The 15,122-nt window shown below is 66.3% G+C and carries 14 protein-coding genes; 8 read left to right on the plus strand and 6 right to left on the minus strand.

Features of this window, described 5'->3' with window-relative positions; translation table 11 throughout:
* Nucleotides 1–4: 4 nt before the first annotated feature.
* From KME82_RS25695 to KME82_RS25705, 3 genes are read left to right on the plus strand one after another with little or no spacing between them, the layout of a single operon-like run.
* The gene (locus KME82_RS25695; RefSeq protein WP_215496561.1) at nt 5–1,219 is read left to right on the plus strand and encodes a toxic anion resistance protein; all 1,215 of its coding nucleotides are present in this window, start codon (nt 5–7) and stop codon (nt 1,217–1,219) included.
* Nucleotides 1,220–1,239: 20 nt separating this feature from the next.
* Nucleotides 1,240–2,844, plus strand: coding sequence for a substrate-binding and vWA domain-containing protein (locus tag KME82_RS25700; RefSeq protein WP_215496562.1), 1,605 nt, complete (start codon nt 1,240–1,242; stop codon nt 2,842–2,844).
* Nucleotides 2,845–2,856: 12 nt separating this feature from the next.
* Nucleotides 2,857–3,540, plus strand: coding sequence for a hypothetical protein (locus tag KME82_RS25705; RefSeq protein ID WP_215496563.1), 684 nt, complete (start codon nt 2,857–2,859; stop codon nt 3,538–3,540).
* 64 nt (nt 3,541–3,604) lie between these two features.
* Here KME82_RS25705 and KME82_RS25710 read toward each other — a convergent pair whose 3' ends face one another.
* Nucleotides 3,605–3,814 carry a hypothetical protein gene (locus KME82_RS25710; RefSeq protein ID WP_215496564.1) on the minus strand — a complete coding sequence of 70 codons (210 nt, stop codon included), beginning with the start codon at nt 3,812–3,814 and terminating at the stop codon, nt 3,605–3,607.
* A gap of 291 nt (nt 3,815–4,105) precedes the next feature.
* Here KME82_RS25710 and KME82_RS25715 point away from each other — a divergent pair, with 291 nt between their 5' ends.
* The 3 genes from KME82_RS25715 (at nt 4,106) to KME82_RS25725 (ending at nt 7,181) form a co-directional block, all read left to right on the plus strand.
* Nucleotides 4,106–4,900, plus strand: a complete 795-nt coding sequence (locus KME82_RS25715) for a hypothetical protein (protein ID WP_215496565.1) — start codon at nt 4,106–4,108, stop codon at nt 4,898–4,900.
* A 152-nt stretch (nt 4,901–5,052) separates the two neighbouring features.
* A complete protein-coding gene (locus KME82_RS25720) occupies nt 5,053–5,994 on the plus strand; it encodes a hypothetical protein (RefSeq protein ID WP_215496566.1) in 942 nt (313 codons plus the stop codon).
* Between the two features lie 167 nt (nt 5,995–6,161).
* Nucleotides 6,162–7,181 (plus strand): saccharopine dehydrogenase family protein, encoded by a 1,020-nt coding sequence (locus tag KME82_RS25725; protein ID WP_215496567.1) that lies wholly within the window; start codon nt 6,162–6,164, stop codon nt 7,179–7,181.
* Between the two features lie 158 nt (nt 7,182–7,339).
* Here KME82_RS25725 and KME82_RS25730 read toward each other — a convergent pair whose 3' ends face one another.
* The 4 genes from KME82_RS25730 to KME82_RS25745 all read right to left on the minus strand — a co-directional run bounded on the left by KME82_RS25730 (nt 7,340) and on the right by KME82_RS25745 (nt 13,220).
* Nucleotides 7,340–9,166: a 2Fe-2S iron-sulfur cluster-binding protein gene (locus tag KME82_RS25730; protein WP_215496568.1), complete on the minus strand. Its 1,827-nt coding sequence runs from the start codon at nt 9,164–9,166 to the stop codon at nt 7,340–7,342.
* On the minus strand, nt 9,163–9,870 hold the full coding sequence (locus tag KME82_RS25735; RefSeq protein WP_215496569.1) for a PepSY domain-containing protein: 708 nt from the start codon (nt 9,868–9,870) through the stop codon (nt 9,163–9,165). The genes KME82_RS25730 and KME82_RS25735 overlap by 4 nt, the downstream gene beginning before the upstream one ends.
* Before the next feature lie 70 nt (nt 9,871–9,940).
* Nucleotides 9,941–12,673 carry a TonB-dependent receptor gene (locus KME82_RS25740; RefSeq protein ID WP_215496570.1) on the minus strand — a complete coding sequence of 911 codons (2,733 nt, stop codon included), beginning with the start codon at nt 12,671–12,673 and terminating at the stop codon, nt 9,941–9,943.
* A 115-nt stretch (nt 12,674–12,788) separates the two neighbouring features.
* Nucleotides 12,789–13,220: a CopL family metal-binding regulatory protein gene (locus KME82_RS25745; RefSeq protein WP_215496571.1), complete on the minus strand. Its 432-nt coding sequence runs from the start codon at nt 13,218–13,220 to the stop codon at nt 12,789–12,791.
* A 131-nt stretch (nt 13,221–13,351) separates the two neighbouring features.
* Between KME82_RS25745 and hutC the strand changes: the two genes are divergently transcribed.
* Together hutC and KME82_RS25755 are read left to right on the plus strand one after the other, a co-directional pair.
* The gene (gene hutC / locus KME82_RS25750) at nt 13,352–14,071 is read left to right on the plus strand and encodes a histidine utilization repressor (protein WP_215496572.1); all 720 of its coding nucleotides are present in this window, start codon (nt 13,352–13,354) and stop codon (nt 14,069–14,071) included.
* A gap of 90 nt (nt 14,072–14,161) precedes the next feature.
* Nucleotides 14,162–14,527, plus strand: coding sequence for a VOC family protein (locus tag KME82_RS25755; RefSeq protein ID WP_215496573.1), 366 nt, complete (start codon nt 14,162–14,164; stop codon nt 14,525–14,527).
* Nucleotides 14,528–14,577: 50 nt separating this feature from the next.
* On the opposite strand, the gene KME82_RS25760 is transcribed toward KME82_RS25755, so the two are convergent.
* Nucleotides 14,578–14,799: a hypothetical protein gene (locus tag KME82_RS25760; RefSeq protein ID WP_215496574.1), complete on the minus strand. Its 222-nt coding sequence runs from the start codon at nt 14,797–14,799 to the stop codon at nt 14,578–14,580.
* Nucleotides 14,800–15,122 lie beyond the last annotated feature (323 nt).

Raw genomic sequence — 15,122 nt, forward strand, 5'->3', positions numbered from 1 at the left:
TCCCATGACCATGCAGACTTCGTCGCAGACGCCGGAAGAAACCTCGGTCCTGACCCTGGACATGCCCGAACCGGCCGCGATCGTGCGCGAGCCCGACCAGGCCAGCGCGATGATCCCGTTCAAGGACGAGCTGCGCACGCAGCTGCTGACCCAGGCCGACGGCTTCATCCAGGACCTGCTGACCCTGGACCCGCATTCGGAGGACTTCCGCAGCCGCGTCGACAGCGCGTTCCGCCTGGGCCGCAAGGAAATCGGCGACAGCACATTGCTGACCAACAAGTTCCTCGACAAGAGTTTCGTCAAGGACGCCGACAGCCCGGCGTTCAAGGTGATGAGCGAGATGCGCATGCTGTTCGAGGACCTCAACCCCTCGAAGGAAGGCGACCTGCTCGGCGTGCACAAGCTGCTCGGCCTGATCCCGTTCGGCAACAAGCTGCGCGCTTACCTGCTGCGCTTCGACGCCGCCGGCGATTCGATCCGCAAGACCATCGACCATCTGTACGGCGTGCAGGACGAACTCGCGCGCGACGACCAGGCGCTGTTCGCCACCATGCAAAAGCTGCTGGAAGCGCTGACCCGGCTCAAGGCCGCCGATATGTTCGCCAACGAACTCGACGCCAAGCTGTCGGCCGCGATCGACGGCCTGAAGGCGACCGATCCGGCGCGCGCGAAAGCGGTCGAACAGGAAGTGCTGTTCTACGTGCGCCAGGCGAGCCAGGACATCAAGACTCAGATTCTGGTCTGCATCAACGGCTACAAGATGCTCGAAGGCCTGCGCAAGACCGGGCGCGAGCTGCGCAACGGCTGCGACCGCATGGCGACGATCGGCATGTCCAGCCTGTCGATCGCGGTGACCCTGGCGCGTGCGCAGGGCTATCAGATCAAGGTGATGGATGCGCTGGCGTCGAGCTCGAAGGCGATCGAAGGCCTGATCGCCTCGACCTCGACCCAGTTCGGCCAGCACGTCGACCGCGTCGCCGAGTTCCAGAGCAACCCGCTGATCGGCGTGCAGGCGCTGCAGACCGCGTTCGACACCACCTTCGCCGCGCTCGACCGCATGGACGAGTTCCGCGGCAAGGCGATCCAGACCATGGGCGTGAACATCGGCAACCTCAAGACCCTGATCGATAAGGGCGAGGCGCGCATGAACCGCGAAGGCACGGCGATCGCGGCGATGCAGCACGCGACCGCCGCGCCGGCCGGTCCGGTGGCGCTTTGACTTCGCCGGGGACCATGGCCATGACCGGATTCCTTCGCTTGCTCGCCGCCGGCCTGATCGCGTCCGCGCTGGCCGCGTGCGGCCATCAGTCCAGCGACGCGGCATCGGGCGACGACGCCAAGCCGCAGCATGCGTTCACCGTGCTGGCCGGTTCCGAGATCAAGGACGTCGACACCCAGCTCGGCGACGACATCCGCAAGGCGACCGGCATCGATGTGCGCTTCACCTACTCGGGCACGCTCGACGCGATCGACCGGCTCAACGCCGGCGAAGCCTTCGATGCGGTGTGGGTCAGCCACGGCAAGTACCTGGCGATGAACCCCACGCTCAAGTCGAAGATCAAGGCGCAGGAAAAAATCATGCTGTCGCCGGTGATCCTCGGCGTCAAAGCCTCCAAGGCCGCCGCGCTGGGCTGGGACAAGACCGACCCCACCTGGAAGGACATCGCCGACGCCGCCGGCAGCGGCCGCTTCACCTTCGGCATGACCAACCCGACCGCGAGCAACACCGGTTTCACCGCAGTGATCGGCATCGCCGCGGCGCTGGCGTCCAATCCCGATGCGCTGACCGAAGCCGACGTCGCCAACCCGGCGCTCAAGGCCTTCTACCAGGGCCAGCGCCTGACCGCCGGCTCCTCGGGCTGGCTGGCCGACGCCTACGCGGCCGACCCGTCCAAGGCCGACGGCCTCATCAACTACGAGTCGGTGATCCTCTCGCTCAATCACGGCGGCAAGCTGCCCGAGCCGCTGGTGCCGGTGTATCCCAAGGAAGGCATCATCACCGCCGACTATCCGCTGATGCTGCTCGACGCCGGCAAGCGCGGCGACTACGACACCCTGGTCGCGTATCTGCGCTCGCCGGCGTTCCAGACCAAGCTGTCGGCCGCGACCCTGCGCCGTCCGGTCAGTCCGGACGCGACCGCGGCGGCGGCGATTCCCAACCGCACCCTGATCGAACTGCCGTTCCCCGGCCAGCCGCAGGTGATCGATCGCCTGCTCGACAGTTTCCTCGCCGACATGCGCATCCCGTCGACCTCGCGCTACGTGCTCGACCTGTCGGGCTCGATGGAACGCGACGATCGCCTGGGCCAGCTCAAGACCGCGATGAACACCCTGGCCGGCGGCGACAGCGCGTCGCTGAGCTCGCGTTATGCGCGCTTCCAGAACCGCGAACGCATCGGTCTGCTGCCGTTCTCCAGCCGGCCGATGCCGACCCGCACCTTCGACATGGGCAGCGGCGCCGACAGCAACCGCGCCACCCTGGCGGCGATCCAGGCCGCGGTGGAACCGATGGCCGCCGACGGCGGCACCGCGATCTACGACAGCGTGCGCCAGGCGCTGCTCGAACTCGCCAGCGAAAAACGCAGCCGCCAGGACAAGCGCTACTACACCGTGGTGCTGATGACCGACGGCGAAAACAACGAAGGCATCGATCTGCGCGAGTTCCTGCGCTGGCGCGAGAGCCAGGACGATGCGGTCCAGTCGATCCGGGTGTTTCCGATCATCTTCGGCGAGGCCGACGCCTCGGAGATGAAGTCGCTGGCCGAGGCCACCGGCGGCAAGGCCTTCGATGCGAAATCGCAATCGCTCGCGCTCGTGTTCAAGGACATCCGCGGCTACCAGTGACATCATCGATCGATGGATAAGCCAGTCGCCCTTCCCGCCGCGAACAAGCTGCAGCTGTATCTGTACAGCACGCGCAACATCGTCGGCTGCTGCCTGGGCGCGGTCGGGCTGGCGCTGCTGTTCACCGGAGTGATCGGCACGGGCTGGCCGTTGATCGTGGCCGGGCTGTACGCGGCCGGCGCGATCGGCTGGCCGCGCAGCACCCTGGCCGACGCGGTGGCGAACCACGAGATCTCAGCCGATCAATTGGTGCAGCATCTGGACCGGCTGGTGAGCCAGGTCGCCAAGGCCTTGCCGGCCGCGGCGCTGGAATCGCTGCGCAGCATCCAGAACACCTTGCGCGAGCTGTTGCCGCGCCTGCGCGCGCTCAAGGACTCCAGCGCGCTGTCGGCGCAATCGGCCTTCACCATCCAGGAAACCCTGCGCCGCTATCTGCCCGACATGCTCGCCAGCTATCTGCGCTTGCCGCCGGCATTCGCGAAGATGCAGGCGCTCGAGGACGGGCGCACCGCCGCGCAGACCTTGACCGACCAGCTGCAATTGCTGGACGCGTCATTGAAGAAGATCGCGCAGGAAGCCTTCGCCGGCGACGCCGAAGCCCTGATCGACAGCGGCCGGTTCCTGCAGCAGAAGTTCGATCCCAAGCCGGCGTACGAACTCGCCGCCGATGCCAGGCCCAAGGATTCCAAGCCCTGACCGCAACTCGCGATCAAGGCGACGCCCGCGACCCGAGGCGAGCCGCGGGCGTCACCGGCCAGCGTCAGAGCGGGCAGGGGTGGGTGCCGTCTCCGCGCTTGAGGCACTTGATCAGGTTCGCATCGCACTGGGTGCTGGTGCCGGCGGCAACGCACAGGTCGTAGGTATTCCAGCAACGGGTGCAGGCATCCGTGGCCGCGCTGGCGCTCATGAACATCGAACAGCCGAAGACGAATGCGGCCAAGGCCGCGGTGGTGCGTCGCTGCATCTTCATGAAAATCTCCGTTTAGTTGTGTGCTTCCCTACCGCCCGGCCAATCGTTGGCGGGGCCGGCCGATGGTAGGCCTGGGCGAAAATCGTGTCCACACGCGTTGGATCGGCGGCGACAGGCGGCGCGTCTGGGCGTTTCGCGCAGGCATGGCGACGAGACCACATCGGCGCTCGGGTCGAATGCCTTCGATCTCATGATGCGCGAGCGATCGCGCGCATCCTTGGTCGCCATCGTGCGGACGCAGCGGCGGCCGCGACGTTTATGATGGCGTATCGGCCAATCCTGGATGGCGCATTGAACGCTCCTGTCGCGACAAAGAGATGGCGCATCCGGCGCCGCTGGTACGTCCTGACGGCGTTGCTGCTGGTGTTGGCGGCGTTGTGGCGGCAGTTTCCCGGCCCGCGTTTCGGCCTGGCCTTCACGCTCGCGACCGGCATCGGCCGCGACGCACTGCAGCATCGCATCGACGCACTGGAAGACGCGGCGATCCGGCGCGCGCCGATGAGTGCACAGGACAAACAATTCCTCGGCGATTTCTACCGCACCCTGGCCAGCGGCGGAAAACTGGTGATCCTGGCGCGGCAGACCGGTCGCATGATGGATCACTATCTCGACGGCTCGGGCCGCGACTATCGCCTGGATCCGGCGATCTTCACCGGCAACGCCAAGGTCCGCGCGCAGATGGCGCTGCTGGACAAGCGCGTCGCCGGTTTGCCCTGCCTCGATGGGCAACGCTACTCCAGCGAGACGTTCTACATGCCCGACCGCAGCCAGACCGATTCGGTGTTCGGCCTGTACTACGGCAGCGTGCACCTCACTCGGAAAAACACCGCCAAAGGCTGCAGTCGCCACTGGCGCGCGGAGGTGCCGTGGGTATGGCCGTCGTATCCGAGCCTGCGAGCGAAGTACGGCGACCCGCACGCGGAAAGTTTTCCGCTGCCCAATCTTCAATCGTTTTTTCTCGGCCCGCGACGCGCGCTGCGGGTCGACAACGGGCTGGGCGAGTATCTGACCCAGCTCGGACTGGCGAAGTCGTTCCTGGCCTATGCGCAATGGGACGAAGCACCGCGAGCCGCCGCTGCGAAATGATCGGCTGCGCGTGCTCGCGATTGATCCGGACTTCCTCGATTGCGTATTTTTGCCCGTCCGCGCGCCGCGACGACGCGAAACGCACGAACGCATCGGCCACCCAGGCCCGGCGACGAAGGAACGCAACAACCTCGCACTTCAGGAGCCGCACCATGCCGATGGACGATCGAATCTGGAACTTGATGGTGGCCGCCATCGGGCAACGCATCGACAGCGCGCCCGCGCTGGCCTTGATCGAGGCCATCGGCGCCAAGCCGCTGCGCGCGGTGACCCCGCGCAACCTCAACGATCACAGCTCTTCGAAGCAGTTGGGCATCACCGTGAGTTCGAAACCCACGCCGAAGCACCGGCCGTATTGGCCCGAGCGCAAGGAAAAGCGCGCCTACATCAACTACATCACCCAGATCATGATCGGGCCGGCCTACTCCGGCCCGTTGCCCGGCGGCCTGCGCTGGGGTCTGAGCAAGCCCGAACTCGATGCCATCGCGCGTTTCGAACTGCGCGGCTCGGACGGCATCCCGTACTGGAATTTCGAAGCGCCCGCTCCGCAGGTGACGCTCGCCGCGACGACCTCCAGCTATGCGCTGTTCCCCGCAGACCAGCCGGCTTTCGACCGGATCTGGATGCAGTTGGATGAAGAATCCGACTTCGTGTCCGCCTACGCCGAGTACGAACAGACCAAGCCGCTGGTGTATGTCGAGGACGCCTTCTTCACCGTGTGGTGCGGTTTGAACGGGCTGCTGGACGAACAACGATTCGACGCGCAGGTGCTGCAACCGCTGCGCGATCGCTCGACCACGCCGCTGGCGTTTCTGCACGGTCCTTGCGGCCGGCTGCTGTGGAGCGCCGACATCCGGCCGCAGCATCTGGCGTTCGTGGCCTTGTACTACAACGGCATCGGCCTGCCGGACGAGCAACGCTGGGTGTCCGATATCAACAAGGCGTTCATGATCTCCAACCATTTCCAGGACGATCCCGAGCGGATGACCCAGGACGACTGGGCCAACTACGACGCGATCGCGCCGCTGATCGATGAACGGCTCGCGCAGTGGCAGCGCGGCGAACTCAAGGCGAAGGCCAGGACGCCTCGTTAGTCGCATCGCATCGAACCGGACCGGACCGGACCGCGCGGCCGCGCGTCGGCACAGCCAGAGAGTGGATCGCTAAAGATTTCGATAGCCGCGTCTACGCGCGGCTGGTCATATGACGCCTCGAACAGCGCCACGGAGGTCTCCCTGGCGAAACCCTCTCGGAGCAACGCATGACCACCCTCGATCGGACCGTCACCGTGTTCGGTGCCTATGGCCATACCGGCCGTTTCGTCGTCGCCGAGTTGATCGCGCGCGGCTGGACGGCGATCCTGTCCGGTCGCGATGCGGCCAAGCTGGCCGCGTTGGGCCGCGCATTTCCCGGCCTGGAGCAGCGGCCCGCATCGATCGAAGACGCCGCGTCGCTAGATCGCGCGCTCGACGGCGCCGCGGCGGTGATCAATTGCGCCGGGCCGTTTCTGGACACCGCCGCGCCCGTGATCGAAGCCGCGCTGCGCGCACGCATCCACTATCTCGATGTCTGCGCCGAGCAGCAGGCGGTGATCGAGGTCTACGAACGCTTCGCCGAAGCGGCGAATGCCGCCGGCATCACGATCCTGCCGGCGATGGCGTTCTACGGCGGCCTCGCCGATCTGCTCGCCACCGCGGCGCTCGGCGACTGGACGGATACCGAGTCCATCGAAATCGCGGTCGCGCTCGACAGCTGGCATCCCACCGTCGGCACGCGCCTGACCGGCGAGCGCAATCACTACCGGCGCCGGGTGGTGTCGAACGGCGCGCTGGCGTTCCTCGCCGATCCCGCACCGACGCGCGAATGGATCTTTCCCGAGCCGTTCGCCGCCCAGGACGTGGTCGCGGTGCCGCTGTCGGAAATCGTCACCCTGTCGCGGCATGTGCGCAGCGACGAAGTGCATTCGTACATGAACCTCGCACCGCTCAACGACCTGCGCGATCCGCACACGCCGGCCCCGACGCCGATCGACGCGCAGGGACGTTCGTCGCAGCTCTTCGTGATGGACACCGTGGTGCGCAGGAACGGACAAGCACGTCATGCCAGCGCGAGCGGACGCGACATCTACGCGATCACCGCGCCGCTGGTCGTGGAAGCGCTGCAACGCATCGGCGATGGGCGCAGCCGCGCGACCGGAGTCGTCGCGCCCGGCGAAGCGTTCGATGCGCGCGAGTTTCTCGAAGCGTTGCCGGCGCTGAACCTGTCGTTCCGGGAGGAGTGAGGTTTACGCCGCCGTGGCATCGTGGCAACCATCGAGGCGTTTCGGCGCATGGATGAAGGGCCGGACCGTTTCGCGGCCCGGCCTTTTCATTCGAACCGGCGACTCACGAGCCGCCCGATTACGACCCGTGAATCGATGCCGCAACCTCGCGGCAAGCGCTAGATCTTGAAATCGTCGAACGCCACCTGCTCGTCCGGCACGCCGAGGCGATGCAGCAACTGCCGCGTCGCCGCCAGCATCGCCGGCGGGCCGCACAAGTAGAAATCGCATTCCAGCAGTGCGGGATGATCCTTCAACAGGCGATCGTGCGCGGCCTCGTGCACCAGGCCGCGCACCAGCGCGTCGTCGCATTCGGCCGCTTCCGAGAGCACCAGATGCCAACTGAAGTTGGCGTTGCGCTGCGCCAGCAACGCCATCTCGTCCACGTACGGCGCATCGCGCAGCACCCGCGCGCCGTACCAGTAATGGATGCGCTCTGGCGCACCCTCGCTGAGCAGCGAATGGATCATCGCGCGCAGCGGCGCCATGCCGGCGCCGCCGCCGATGAAGACTTTCTCGCGCGCGTTCGGGCGGATCGCGAAGTCGCCGAACGGGCCGCTGAAGCGGACCCGGTCGCCGGGCTGCAAGGTGTAGAGATAGGTCGACCCCTTGCCCGGCGGTTGGCGCTTGCGGTCCTGCCGACCGGGGCTGAAACGCGCCAGCAGGGTCAGGCGGCCGTCGCTCGCATCGATCGGCAACGACAACGAATACGAGCGGCGCACGGCCTCACGGTTGGACAAGGTATCGGGCAAGTCCAGCGCGGCCCAGTCGCCGTGATGCTCTTCCGGCCGGACAATGCGATCGCACGGCAGTTCGTAGTCGGGCACATGCACTTGCAGATAGGCGCCGGGCTGGTACTCCGGTCCCGGCGCCTGCGCCGGCTTGAGCACGATCTCGCGCAGGAACGGCGTGACCGCGGTGACTCGCTCGACCATGGCCTCGTGCTCGGTCCACAGACTCGCGCCGCCGGCCACCTCGACCTCCATGTCGGCGTCCAGCGGCAGATTGCAGGCCAGGCGATGACCGATCTTGAGCTTGCTCTCGCTCAGGTGCGCGCGATCGGCCGCGGTCGGCGCGGGCGGCACGCCGCGGTAACGCACCTCGCACAGCCCGCAGCTCTGGCCGCCGCCGCAGTTGGACGGCAGTTGCAGGCCGTTGCGCGCCAAGGCCACGTACACGCTGTCGCCGGCCGCGGCCTTGACCGTGCGCAGCTTGCCGCCGTTGGGCGCGTACACGGTGAGTTCGCGCGCGCGACGCCAACGCTGCGGAACGAACTCGCGCAGATGGAAACTGGCGACCAACAGCCACACGCCGGTCAACGCCAACCACAGGCCGCCGATACCGGCGCCGATCACCAGCGGGTTGTTGAAGTTCGAGCGATTGGCGTAGTCCATGATGTGCAACATCCAGAACACATCGAACAAGCGCCAGGTGCTGTTGCGATGTTCCAGCACTTCGCCGGTCTGCGCCGACAGGTACACCGTGGTGTCCTGCGCGTCGTCGAAATCGACCCGCCACGAGCGCGCATCGTGATCGCGCACTTCCTGGGTCCAGTCGAGCAGGATCGGCGCGCGCGGCTTGCCGGGCCCGCTGTACGAGGCGACGGCCAGCGCGCGAGCGAGTTCGCGGTCGATGACCACGGCGCGGCCGCTGCGGGCATCGAACAGGCGCTCGCGCTTGCCGTCTAGAACTTGATAGACCGGGCGATCGAGCAACCAGCCCGACACGATCACCTGCGCCGAGCCGGCCTGCTTCAAGACCTCGCCCGCCGCCAGCACGTCCGCCGGCCAGGCGCGCGGTGCGTGGTCGTGCGCGCGGAATTCGTGGCCCTGCACTTTGTCGTGCGGCAGCAATCCCATCATCAGGCCGCTCGCCATCCACAGCACGAACTGCAGGCCGATCAGCAGGCCGACCCATTTATGCAACCAACGCATCCACGGCGTCATGCGGTTCGCCTCCAGCGGAAGCTGTAGAACACCAGCCACGCGCCGCTCAGGGCGAACAGCAGTCCGACCGACGCGGCGATGCGCAACAAGGTGTTGTTGACGTCGCTGCGTTCCTGGTAATCCATGATGTGGAACATCCACAGGAAATCGAACCAGCGCCACAGGCTGTGGCGACGCGCCAGCAGATCGCCGGTGTCGGGCGAAAAATAGAACGTGGTCGCGCCGCTGTCGGCGAAACGCACCGCCCACATCGGCACCGGCCGTTTCGCCACTTCCTGCGGCGCCTTGGTCACCCATTCCACGCCGATGATCTCGGCCTCGCCCTGGTAGGCCTTGCGCGCGAGCGCGACCACCGTGCCGCGTTCCAGCGGGGTGATCTTCGCGCCGCTGCGCGCGTCGATCAGCGAGGCCTGTTTGTCTTGCCCGATTTTTTCCTGCTTGACCTCATACACCTCCTGGTCCAGCAAGCGCTTGAGCTTGATCGAGGTGATGTTGGGATAGCGATCGAGCAACGCGGCCTGCCCGATCCGCGGCGTGGCGGCGGCGAGCGATTCGTTATGCGCGTGGGCGAGGTGATCGCCGTGAATGATCTCGAGCGGAACGACGGTCATGTAGACCCCGCTGATCATCCAAAGCAGCGCCTGCACGCCGATGATCAGGCCGATCCACTTGTGGGCGCGGCGCGCCCAGAATGCGGGTTTCATAAGATGTCTCGCAATGCCTGGATACCCTGCCCGCCCCACCGGCTCGCGCCGATGGAACGGGCACCGTCGACTACCAGCGGTAACCGAACCGCGCATACCAACGCCGACCCAGCAGATCGTAGGTCATGGTGTCGGTGTTGGCGTCGGTGTAGCTCTGGATGAAGGGCGGCTTCTTGTCGAACAGGTTGTCGATCCCGAACGACACGTCGAACGATTTCGCCGGCGAGTACTTGAGCTGCACGTTGTGATAGCTCACGCTCGGCGAGTGATCGCCGATGTCGCCGCGCGCGGCATTGATGTCGTCGGCCTTGCCGATGTACTGCAGGCTGTAGGTGCCCGACCATTCATCGCGGCTCATCGTCAACGAGGTGAACGCGCGCCAATGGGTGTAGCTGCCACGCCCGCCGGTGATCTTGCCCGCGTAGTGGATGACTTCGGCCCCGGGGAACGGGCGCACGTCGTACTTGTCCAGATACGACACGTCCAGGCTAAAACTGGAATCGAAGCCGGCCAGGTCGAACTCGTACAGACCGCCCAGGTCGATGCCCGACACGCGTTCGTCGGCGGCGTTGACCGGCTGCGAAGACAGGAAGTCGACCTCGCCGGTGATCGGGTTGCGGGTGAAGTTCTCGTTGCTGCAGAACGGATGCGCCAGGCCCGGGGTGTTGTAGCAGATCGCCAGCTTGGTCGATCCGTCGATGCGCTGGATCGCGTTGTCGATGCGGATGTTGAAGTAGTCCGCGGTCAAGGTCAGGCCCGGCGCGAAGCCCGGTGTCCACACCGCGCCGAGGGTCAGCGAGCGCGCGTCTTCCGGTTCCAGGTTGTTGTTGCCGCCCGAGGTGGTCAGGATGGTGTTGCCCGGTTGCACGTAACCGGCCGGCACGCCGTAGGCCTGGCAGTTCTGCCGCAGCTGCGAACCGGCCGGCTGGCTGGCCCAGCCGCTGCACGGATCGGTGGTGGTCAGGTTGCCTTCGGCGATGCCGCCGAACAGCTCGGGGATGTTGGGGATGCGGAACGCGGTCGCGTAGTTGGCGCGCAACTTCAACGACGGCACCACCTGCCAGTCCAGCCCGACCTTGTAATTGATGTCTTCGCCGAACAGGTCGTAATCGGAGTAACGCACCGCCGCGTTCAAGGTCAACGATTCGGCGAAGCGACGGCCTTGCAGCAGCGGCACGGCGAATTCGGCGAAGGCTTCCTTGGCCAGGTATTCGCCGGCGATCGTATCTTGTTGGTTGGTGTTGGCGATGCCGAGCACGGTCAGCGGGTCCGGATCGCGCCAGCCGCGCTCCTTGCGCACCTCGATGCCCGAGGCGAAACCGACCCAGCCGGCCGGCAGTTCGAACAACTGGCCGCTCAGGTTCGCGGTGAAGCTTTTCTGCTCGTTGCCGCCGTGATCGCGGGTGGTGAACAGGATGTAGTCCAGCACCTTCTGCGAGATATCGCCGTAACCGAGGTAATCGCCGCACGGAATCGCCGCGCCCGGCGCGTTGCTGCAGATCGCCGGGTTGAGCGTGTTGTCGACGCGGTCGAGATTGGCGACCTTGGTCGATCCGTCGGTGCCGGTGTTGCGGCCCCAGTTGATCGCCGCCGACCAGTCCCAGTTCATGCCGAGGCGTCCTTCCAGCCCGACCACCGCGCGGAAGGTGTTGGTTTCCTGGAAGAACTCGCGCGGCCCGGCTTCCTGCAGGCGCCTGCGTTGCAGCAGCAGGTTCTGCCCGGTCGGATTGGTCGGGTGATTGGCGGCGATGTTGATCGGGCGGTAGACGCCCAGTCCGCCCGGCGCCGCCAGCTGGTCCGACTGACGGTTGGTGTACATCAACTCGGTGAACAGGCTCAGCTCGTCGCTCAGGTGCATGTCGCCCAGCACGCTGGCGCTGATGCGCTTGATCGGGTTGACCGCGTTGAGGGTCGGGTTGCCGTTGTAGTTGTGCTTGGCGGCCGAATACGGTTCGTAGAAATTGCCGTTGCCGCCCAGCACCTGGTTGAAGTTGACCCGCCGGCCGTCGGCGAGCAAAGCGCGGCCGCCGATCGTGGTCGAACTGCCGACGCACTCCAGGCGGCCGTCGACTTCGCCCAGGCCGCACGGCGCGCGCGAAGCCATGTTGACCGTGCCGCCTTCGGAATAGCTCAGGCCCGCCATCAACGAACCGCGATCGCTGTGGGTGCCCCAGACCAGGTCGAACGCGGCATCGTCGCCGTCGTTCTCGAAGGTCTGACCGTAGCGCACCGCGACTTCGGCGCCGTCGTACTTTTTCTTGGTGATGATGTTGACCACGCCGGCGACGGCGTCGGCGCCGTAGATCGCCGAGGCGCCGTCCTTGAGCACTTCGATGCGCTCGATCAACGCCACCGGGATCATGTTGAGATCCACCGAACTGTTGGCGCCGGTGCCGCCGTTGACGACGCGGCGGCCGTTCAACAGCACCAGGGTGCGGTTGATGCCCAGGCCGCGCAGATTGACCTGGCTGGTGCCGTAGCCGTTCTCGGCCCAATACGCGTTGGACTGGCTGCCGGCGAAACCGGCCGAGGCCGGCAGGCGCTGCAGCAAGGTGTCGACCGAGGTGGCGCCGGAACGTTCGATCGCTTCGGCGTCCAGCACCGTGACCGGGCCGACGCCCGACAGCTGCAGCCGCTTGATGTGGCTGCCGGTGACCTGCACCGCGTCGAGCGTGGTGGCTTGCTCGGGGGCTTGCCCGGCCGCCGGTTGCGCGCCGCCGTCCTGGGCGAACGACGACGGAACAAAACCAACGCACAGCAGCAGGCCTACGGCCGCCGCGAGGGGGTCGCGCTTGAAAAACATGGGTTCTCTCTCCCCGAAAGGTATGACGTGTTCGAAGCCGGCCCGCGGCCCCTGGTCAGGAACCAAGCGAATGCCAAGGGCGCGGCGGAATGTCGCCGGAGGCGACCGAACAGGGTCAGGCGATCGGAGGTCGGAACAGTCGCGAGATTTCCTCGCCGGCCGGCGGCAGCAGCGGCTGGGCGAGATAGGCCGAGGCCAGCAGATACTGGGCGGCGAACAAGGGCGCGTTGCGCCCCGGGAAGAAGGTCAGCATGCAGCTGCAGGCGCAGCCGGACAGGCCGTCGCAATCGCAGTCGTCGTGATGGGCCAGCGGCGAGGCGGGATCGTGGCCGGCGGTTTGCTTGCCCGCATCAACGCCGGCGGCAACATCGGCGGCTTTTGCCTTGGCCTGGGCGGCCGTCGCGTTCGAATGATGCGATGCACTGCTCTGGGTAGCGCGCCCCAGCTCGTTCACCGCCATCCGCGTCGCCGCCCACGCGCTGAAGATTCCGTCCGTGCAGAGCACCAGAATAAGGGCAATTCGCAGTAGCACGCGGAGCGACGGCATGAGCGTGTAGCGAGACCATGAGCTTGTATATACCACAGCAATAACATGCCTATACAAGCACTGTCAAACACATTGCGTTGCAGCATGCGCGGCCGTTGGCGCGGTTGTATAGACCTGTAATGCTACGGCGCATGGACGCTCCCAAGCCGCACTATCTCAAGCTCAAGCACTACATTCTTCGGCATGTCACCGACGGCGACTGGAAGCCCGCCAGCCGCATTCCCAGCGAGAACGACCTGGTCAAGAAGTTCGGCATCTCGCGCATGACCGTGAACCGCGCGCTGCGCGAATTGACCGACAGCGGCGTGCTCGAACGCGTCCAGGGCGTGGGCACCTTCGTCGCCGGGCCGAAGGCGGAATCGGCGATGTTCGAAGTGCGCAGCATCCGCGACGAGATCGTGTCGCGCGGCCAGATCCACAGCGTGCAGGTGCTGACCTGCGAGGCGGTGCAGGCGCGCGCGACGGTCACCGCGCAGTTCGCGCTGGCGCCGGGCAGCGAGCTGTTCCACACCCGATTGCTGCACAACGCCAACGGCAAACCGCTGCAACTGGAAGACCGCTTCGTCAACCCGGCCTGCGCGCCCGAGTACCTGGAGCTGGATTTCCACGCCGAGATTCCGCACCAGTACCTGATGCGGGTCGCGCCGCTGGAACGCACCGAGCACGTCATCGAAGCCGAAGTCGCGCACAAGCGCATGGCCGCGCAACTGGCCGTGCACGAAGGCGACCCGCTGCTGGTGCTGACCCGGCGCACCTGGTCGCGCAGCCAGGTCGCCAGCTATGTGCGGCTGATCTGTCCGGCCTCGCAGTACCGCTTCGTGGGCTCGTTCTCGGTCGGCGATTCGCGCTAGCCACGCCGTCGCCGCAGCGGCCACCTCACCGGTCGGCGGCCGGGGTTTGCGCGGGCTATAGTGCCCGCCGTTTCCTCACGATCGCGCGCCATGAACCTCATTGCCCACGTAGAGATTCCGGTCCTCGACCTGGACCGCGCCATCGGCTTCTACAGCAGCGTCTTCGGCATCGCGTTCGGCCGGAGCGTGCAGGTCCACGACAGCACGATGGCGTATTTCCCGTTCGAGCCGGGCCAGGGCGGCGCCAGCGGCGCGCTCGCGCAGGGCCCGGAATATGCGCCGTCGACGACCGGCGCGGTGGTGTATTTCAGCGTGGACGATGTCGGCGCGACCCTCGACAAAGCCGTCGCGTTGGGCAGCACGATCCTGTTCCTGGCGTCCGCGGTCACCCAGCAAGGCATGATCGCCGAGATCAGCGACAGCGAAGGCAATCGCATCGCGATCCAGTCGCGCTGACGGTGCTCGGGTTGTCCGCCGCTCGCTGCCGAGACGATCGCGGCGGTGAATCAGCGCGGCGCCGGGCAAGGATGCTGGCCGTCGCCGTAGCTCAGGCAGCCGAGGTAGGACGAGAAGCAATAGGCCGGATCGACGCCGCCGCTGCTCAGGCAGGATTCGTAGTTGCGCTCGCAACGCTTGCACACGTCGGTCGCGGCGTTCGCGCTGACGAACATCGACATGCCGAACACGAATGCGGCCAATGCCACGGTGCGGATTGCCTGCGGTTTCATCGAAGCCTCCTGAAGTTTCGGTTGCCGACGCTTGCGCCGGGCGTGGCGCCTTGCATGGCCGCTCGATCGTAGGCGCGCGGGCAGACGCGATTTGTGCGCGGCGACGCAGTTCGTCGGGCCAGCGATCGACGCGGGCCGATCGGTATTGCGGCGCAGCACCGCCGGGTTGATTCAATAACGAATCGATCCGCGCATGCCGCCGGATCGCGCGGTTCGGGTTTTTTGATCGACCGCGTCTGTACTAGGGCAGGGACTTGCCGACCACGCACCTCGCTCGCATCGCGCTATCCGCGCACTCGCCCGGAGGCGCCCGCGAAACGTCG

This window comes from Lysobacter capsici, from assembly GCF_018732085.1.
In the GTDB taxonomy this organism is placed as follows: domain Bacteria; phylum Pseudomonadota; class Gammaproteobacteria; order Xanthomonadales; family Xanthomonadaceae; genus Lysobacter; species Lysobacter capsici_A.

Bases quoted from the DNA above. Each gene is read 5' to 3' on its own strand.
- KME82_RS25695 (WP_215496561.1), top strand. From the start codon at position 5: ATGACCATGCAGACTTCGTCGCAGACGCCGGAAGAAACCTCGGTCCTG.
- KME82_RS25700 (WP_215496562.1), top strand. From the start codon at position 1,240: ATGACCGGATTCCTTCGCTTGCTCGCCGCCGGCCTGATCGCGTCCGCG.
- KME82_RS25705 (WP_215496563.1), top strand. From the start codon at position 2,857: ATGGATAAGCCAGTCGCCCTTCCCGCCGCGAACAAGCTGCAGCTGTAT.
- KME82_RS25710 (WP_215496564.1), bottom strand. From the start codon at position 3,814: ATGAAGATGCAGCGACGCACCACCGCGGCCTTGGCCGCATTCGTCTTC.
- KME82_RS25720 (WP_215496566.1), top strand. From the start codon at position 5,053: ATGCCGATGGACGATCGAATCTGGAACTTGATGGTGGCCGCCATCGGG.
- KME82_RS25725 (WP_215496567.1), top strand. From the start codon at position 6,162: ATGACCACCCTCGATCGGACCGTCACCGTGTTCGGTGCCTATGGCCAT.
- KME82_RS25730 (WP_215496568.1), bottom strand. From the start codon at position 9,166: ATGACGCCGTGGATGCGTTGGTTGCATAAATGGGTCGGCCTGCTGATC.
- KME82_RS25735 (WP_215496569.1), bottom strand. From the start codon at position 9,870: ATGAAACCCGCATTCTGGGCGCGCCGCGCCCACAAGTGGATCGGCCTG.
- KME82_RS25740 (WP_215496570.1), bottom strand. From the start codon at position 12,673: ATGTTTTTCAAGCGCGACCCCCTCGCGGCGGCCGTAGGCCTGCTGCTG.
- KME82_RS25745 (WP_215496571.1), bottom strand. From the start codon at position 13,220: ATGCCGTCGCTCCGCGTGCTACTGCGAATTGCCCTTATTCTGGTGCTC.
- hutC (WP_215496572.1), top strand. From the start codon at position 13,352: ATGGACGCTCCCAAGCCGCACTATCTCAAGCTCAAGCACTACATTCTT.
- KME82_RS25755 (WP_215496573.1), top strand. From the start codon at position 14,162: ATGAACCTCATTGCCCACGTAGAGATTCCGGTCCTCGACCTGGACCGC.
- KME82_RS25760 (WP_215496574.1), bottom strand. From the start codon at position 14,799: ATGAAACCGCAGGCAATCCGCACCGTGGCATTGGCCGCATTCGTGTTC.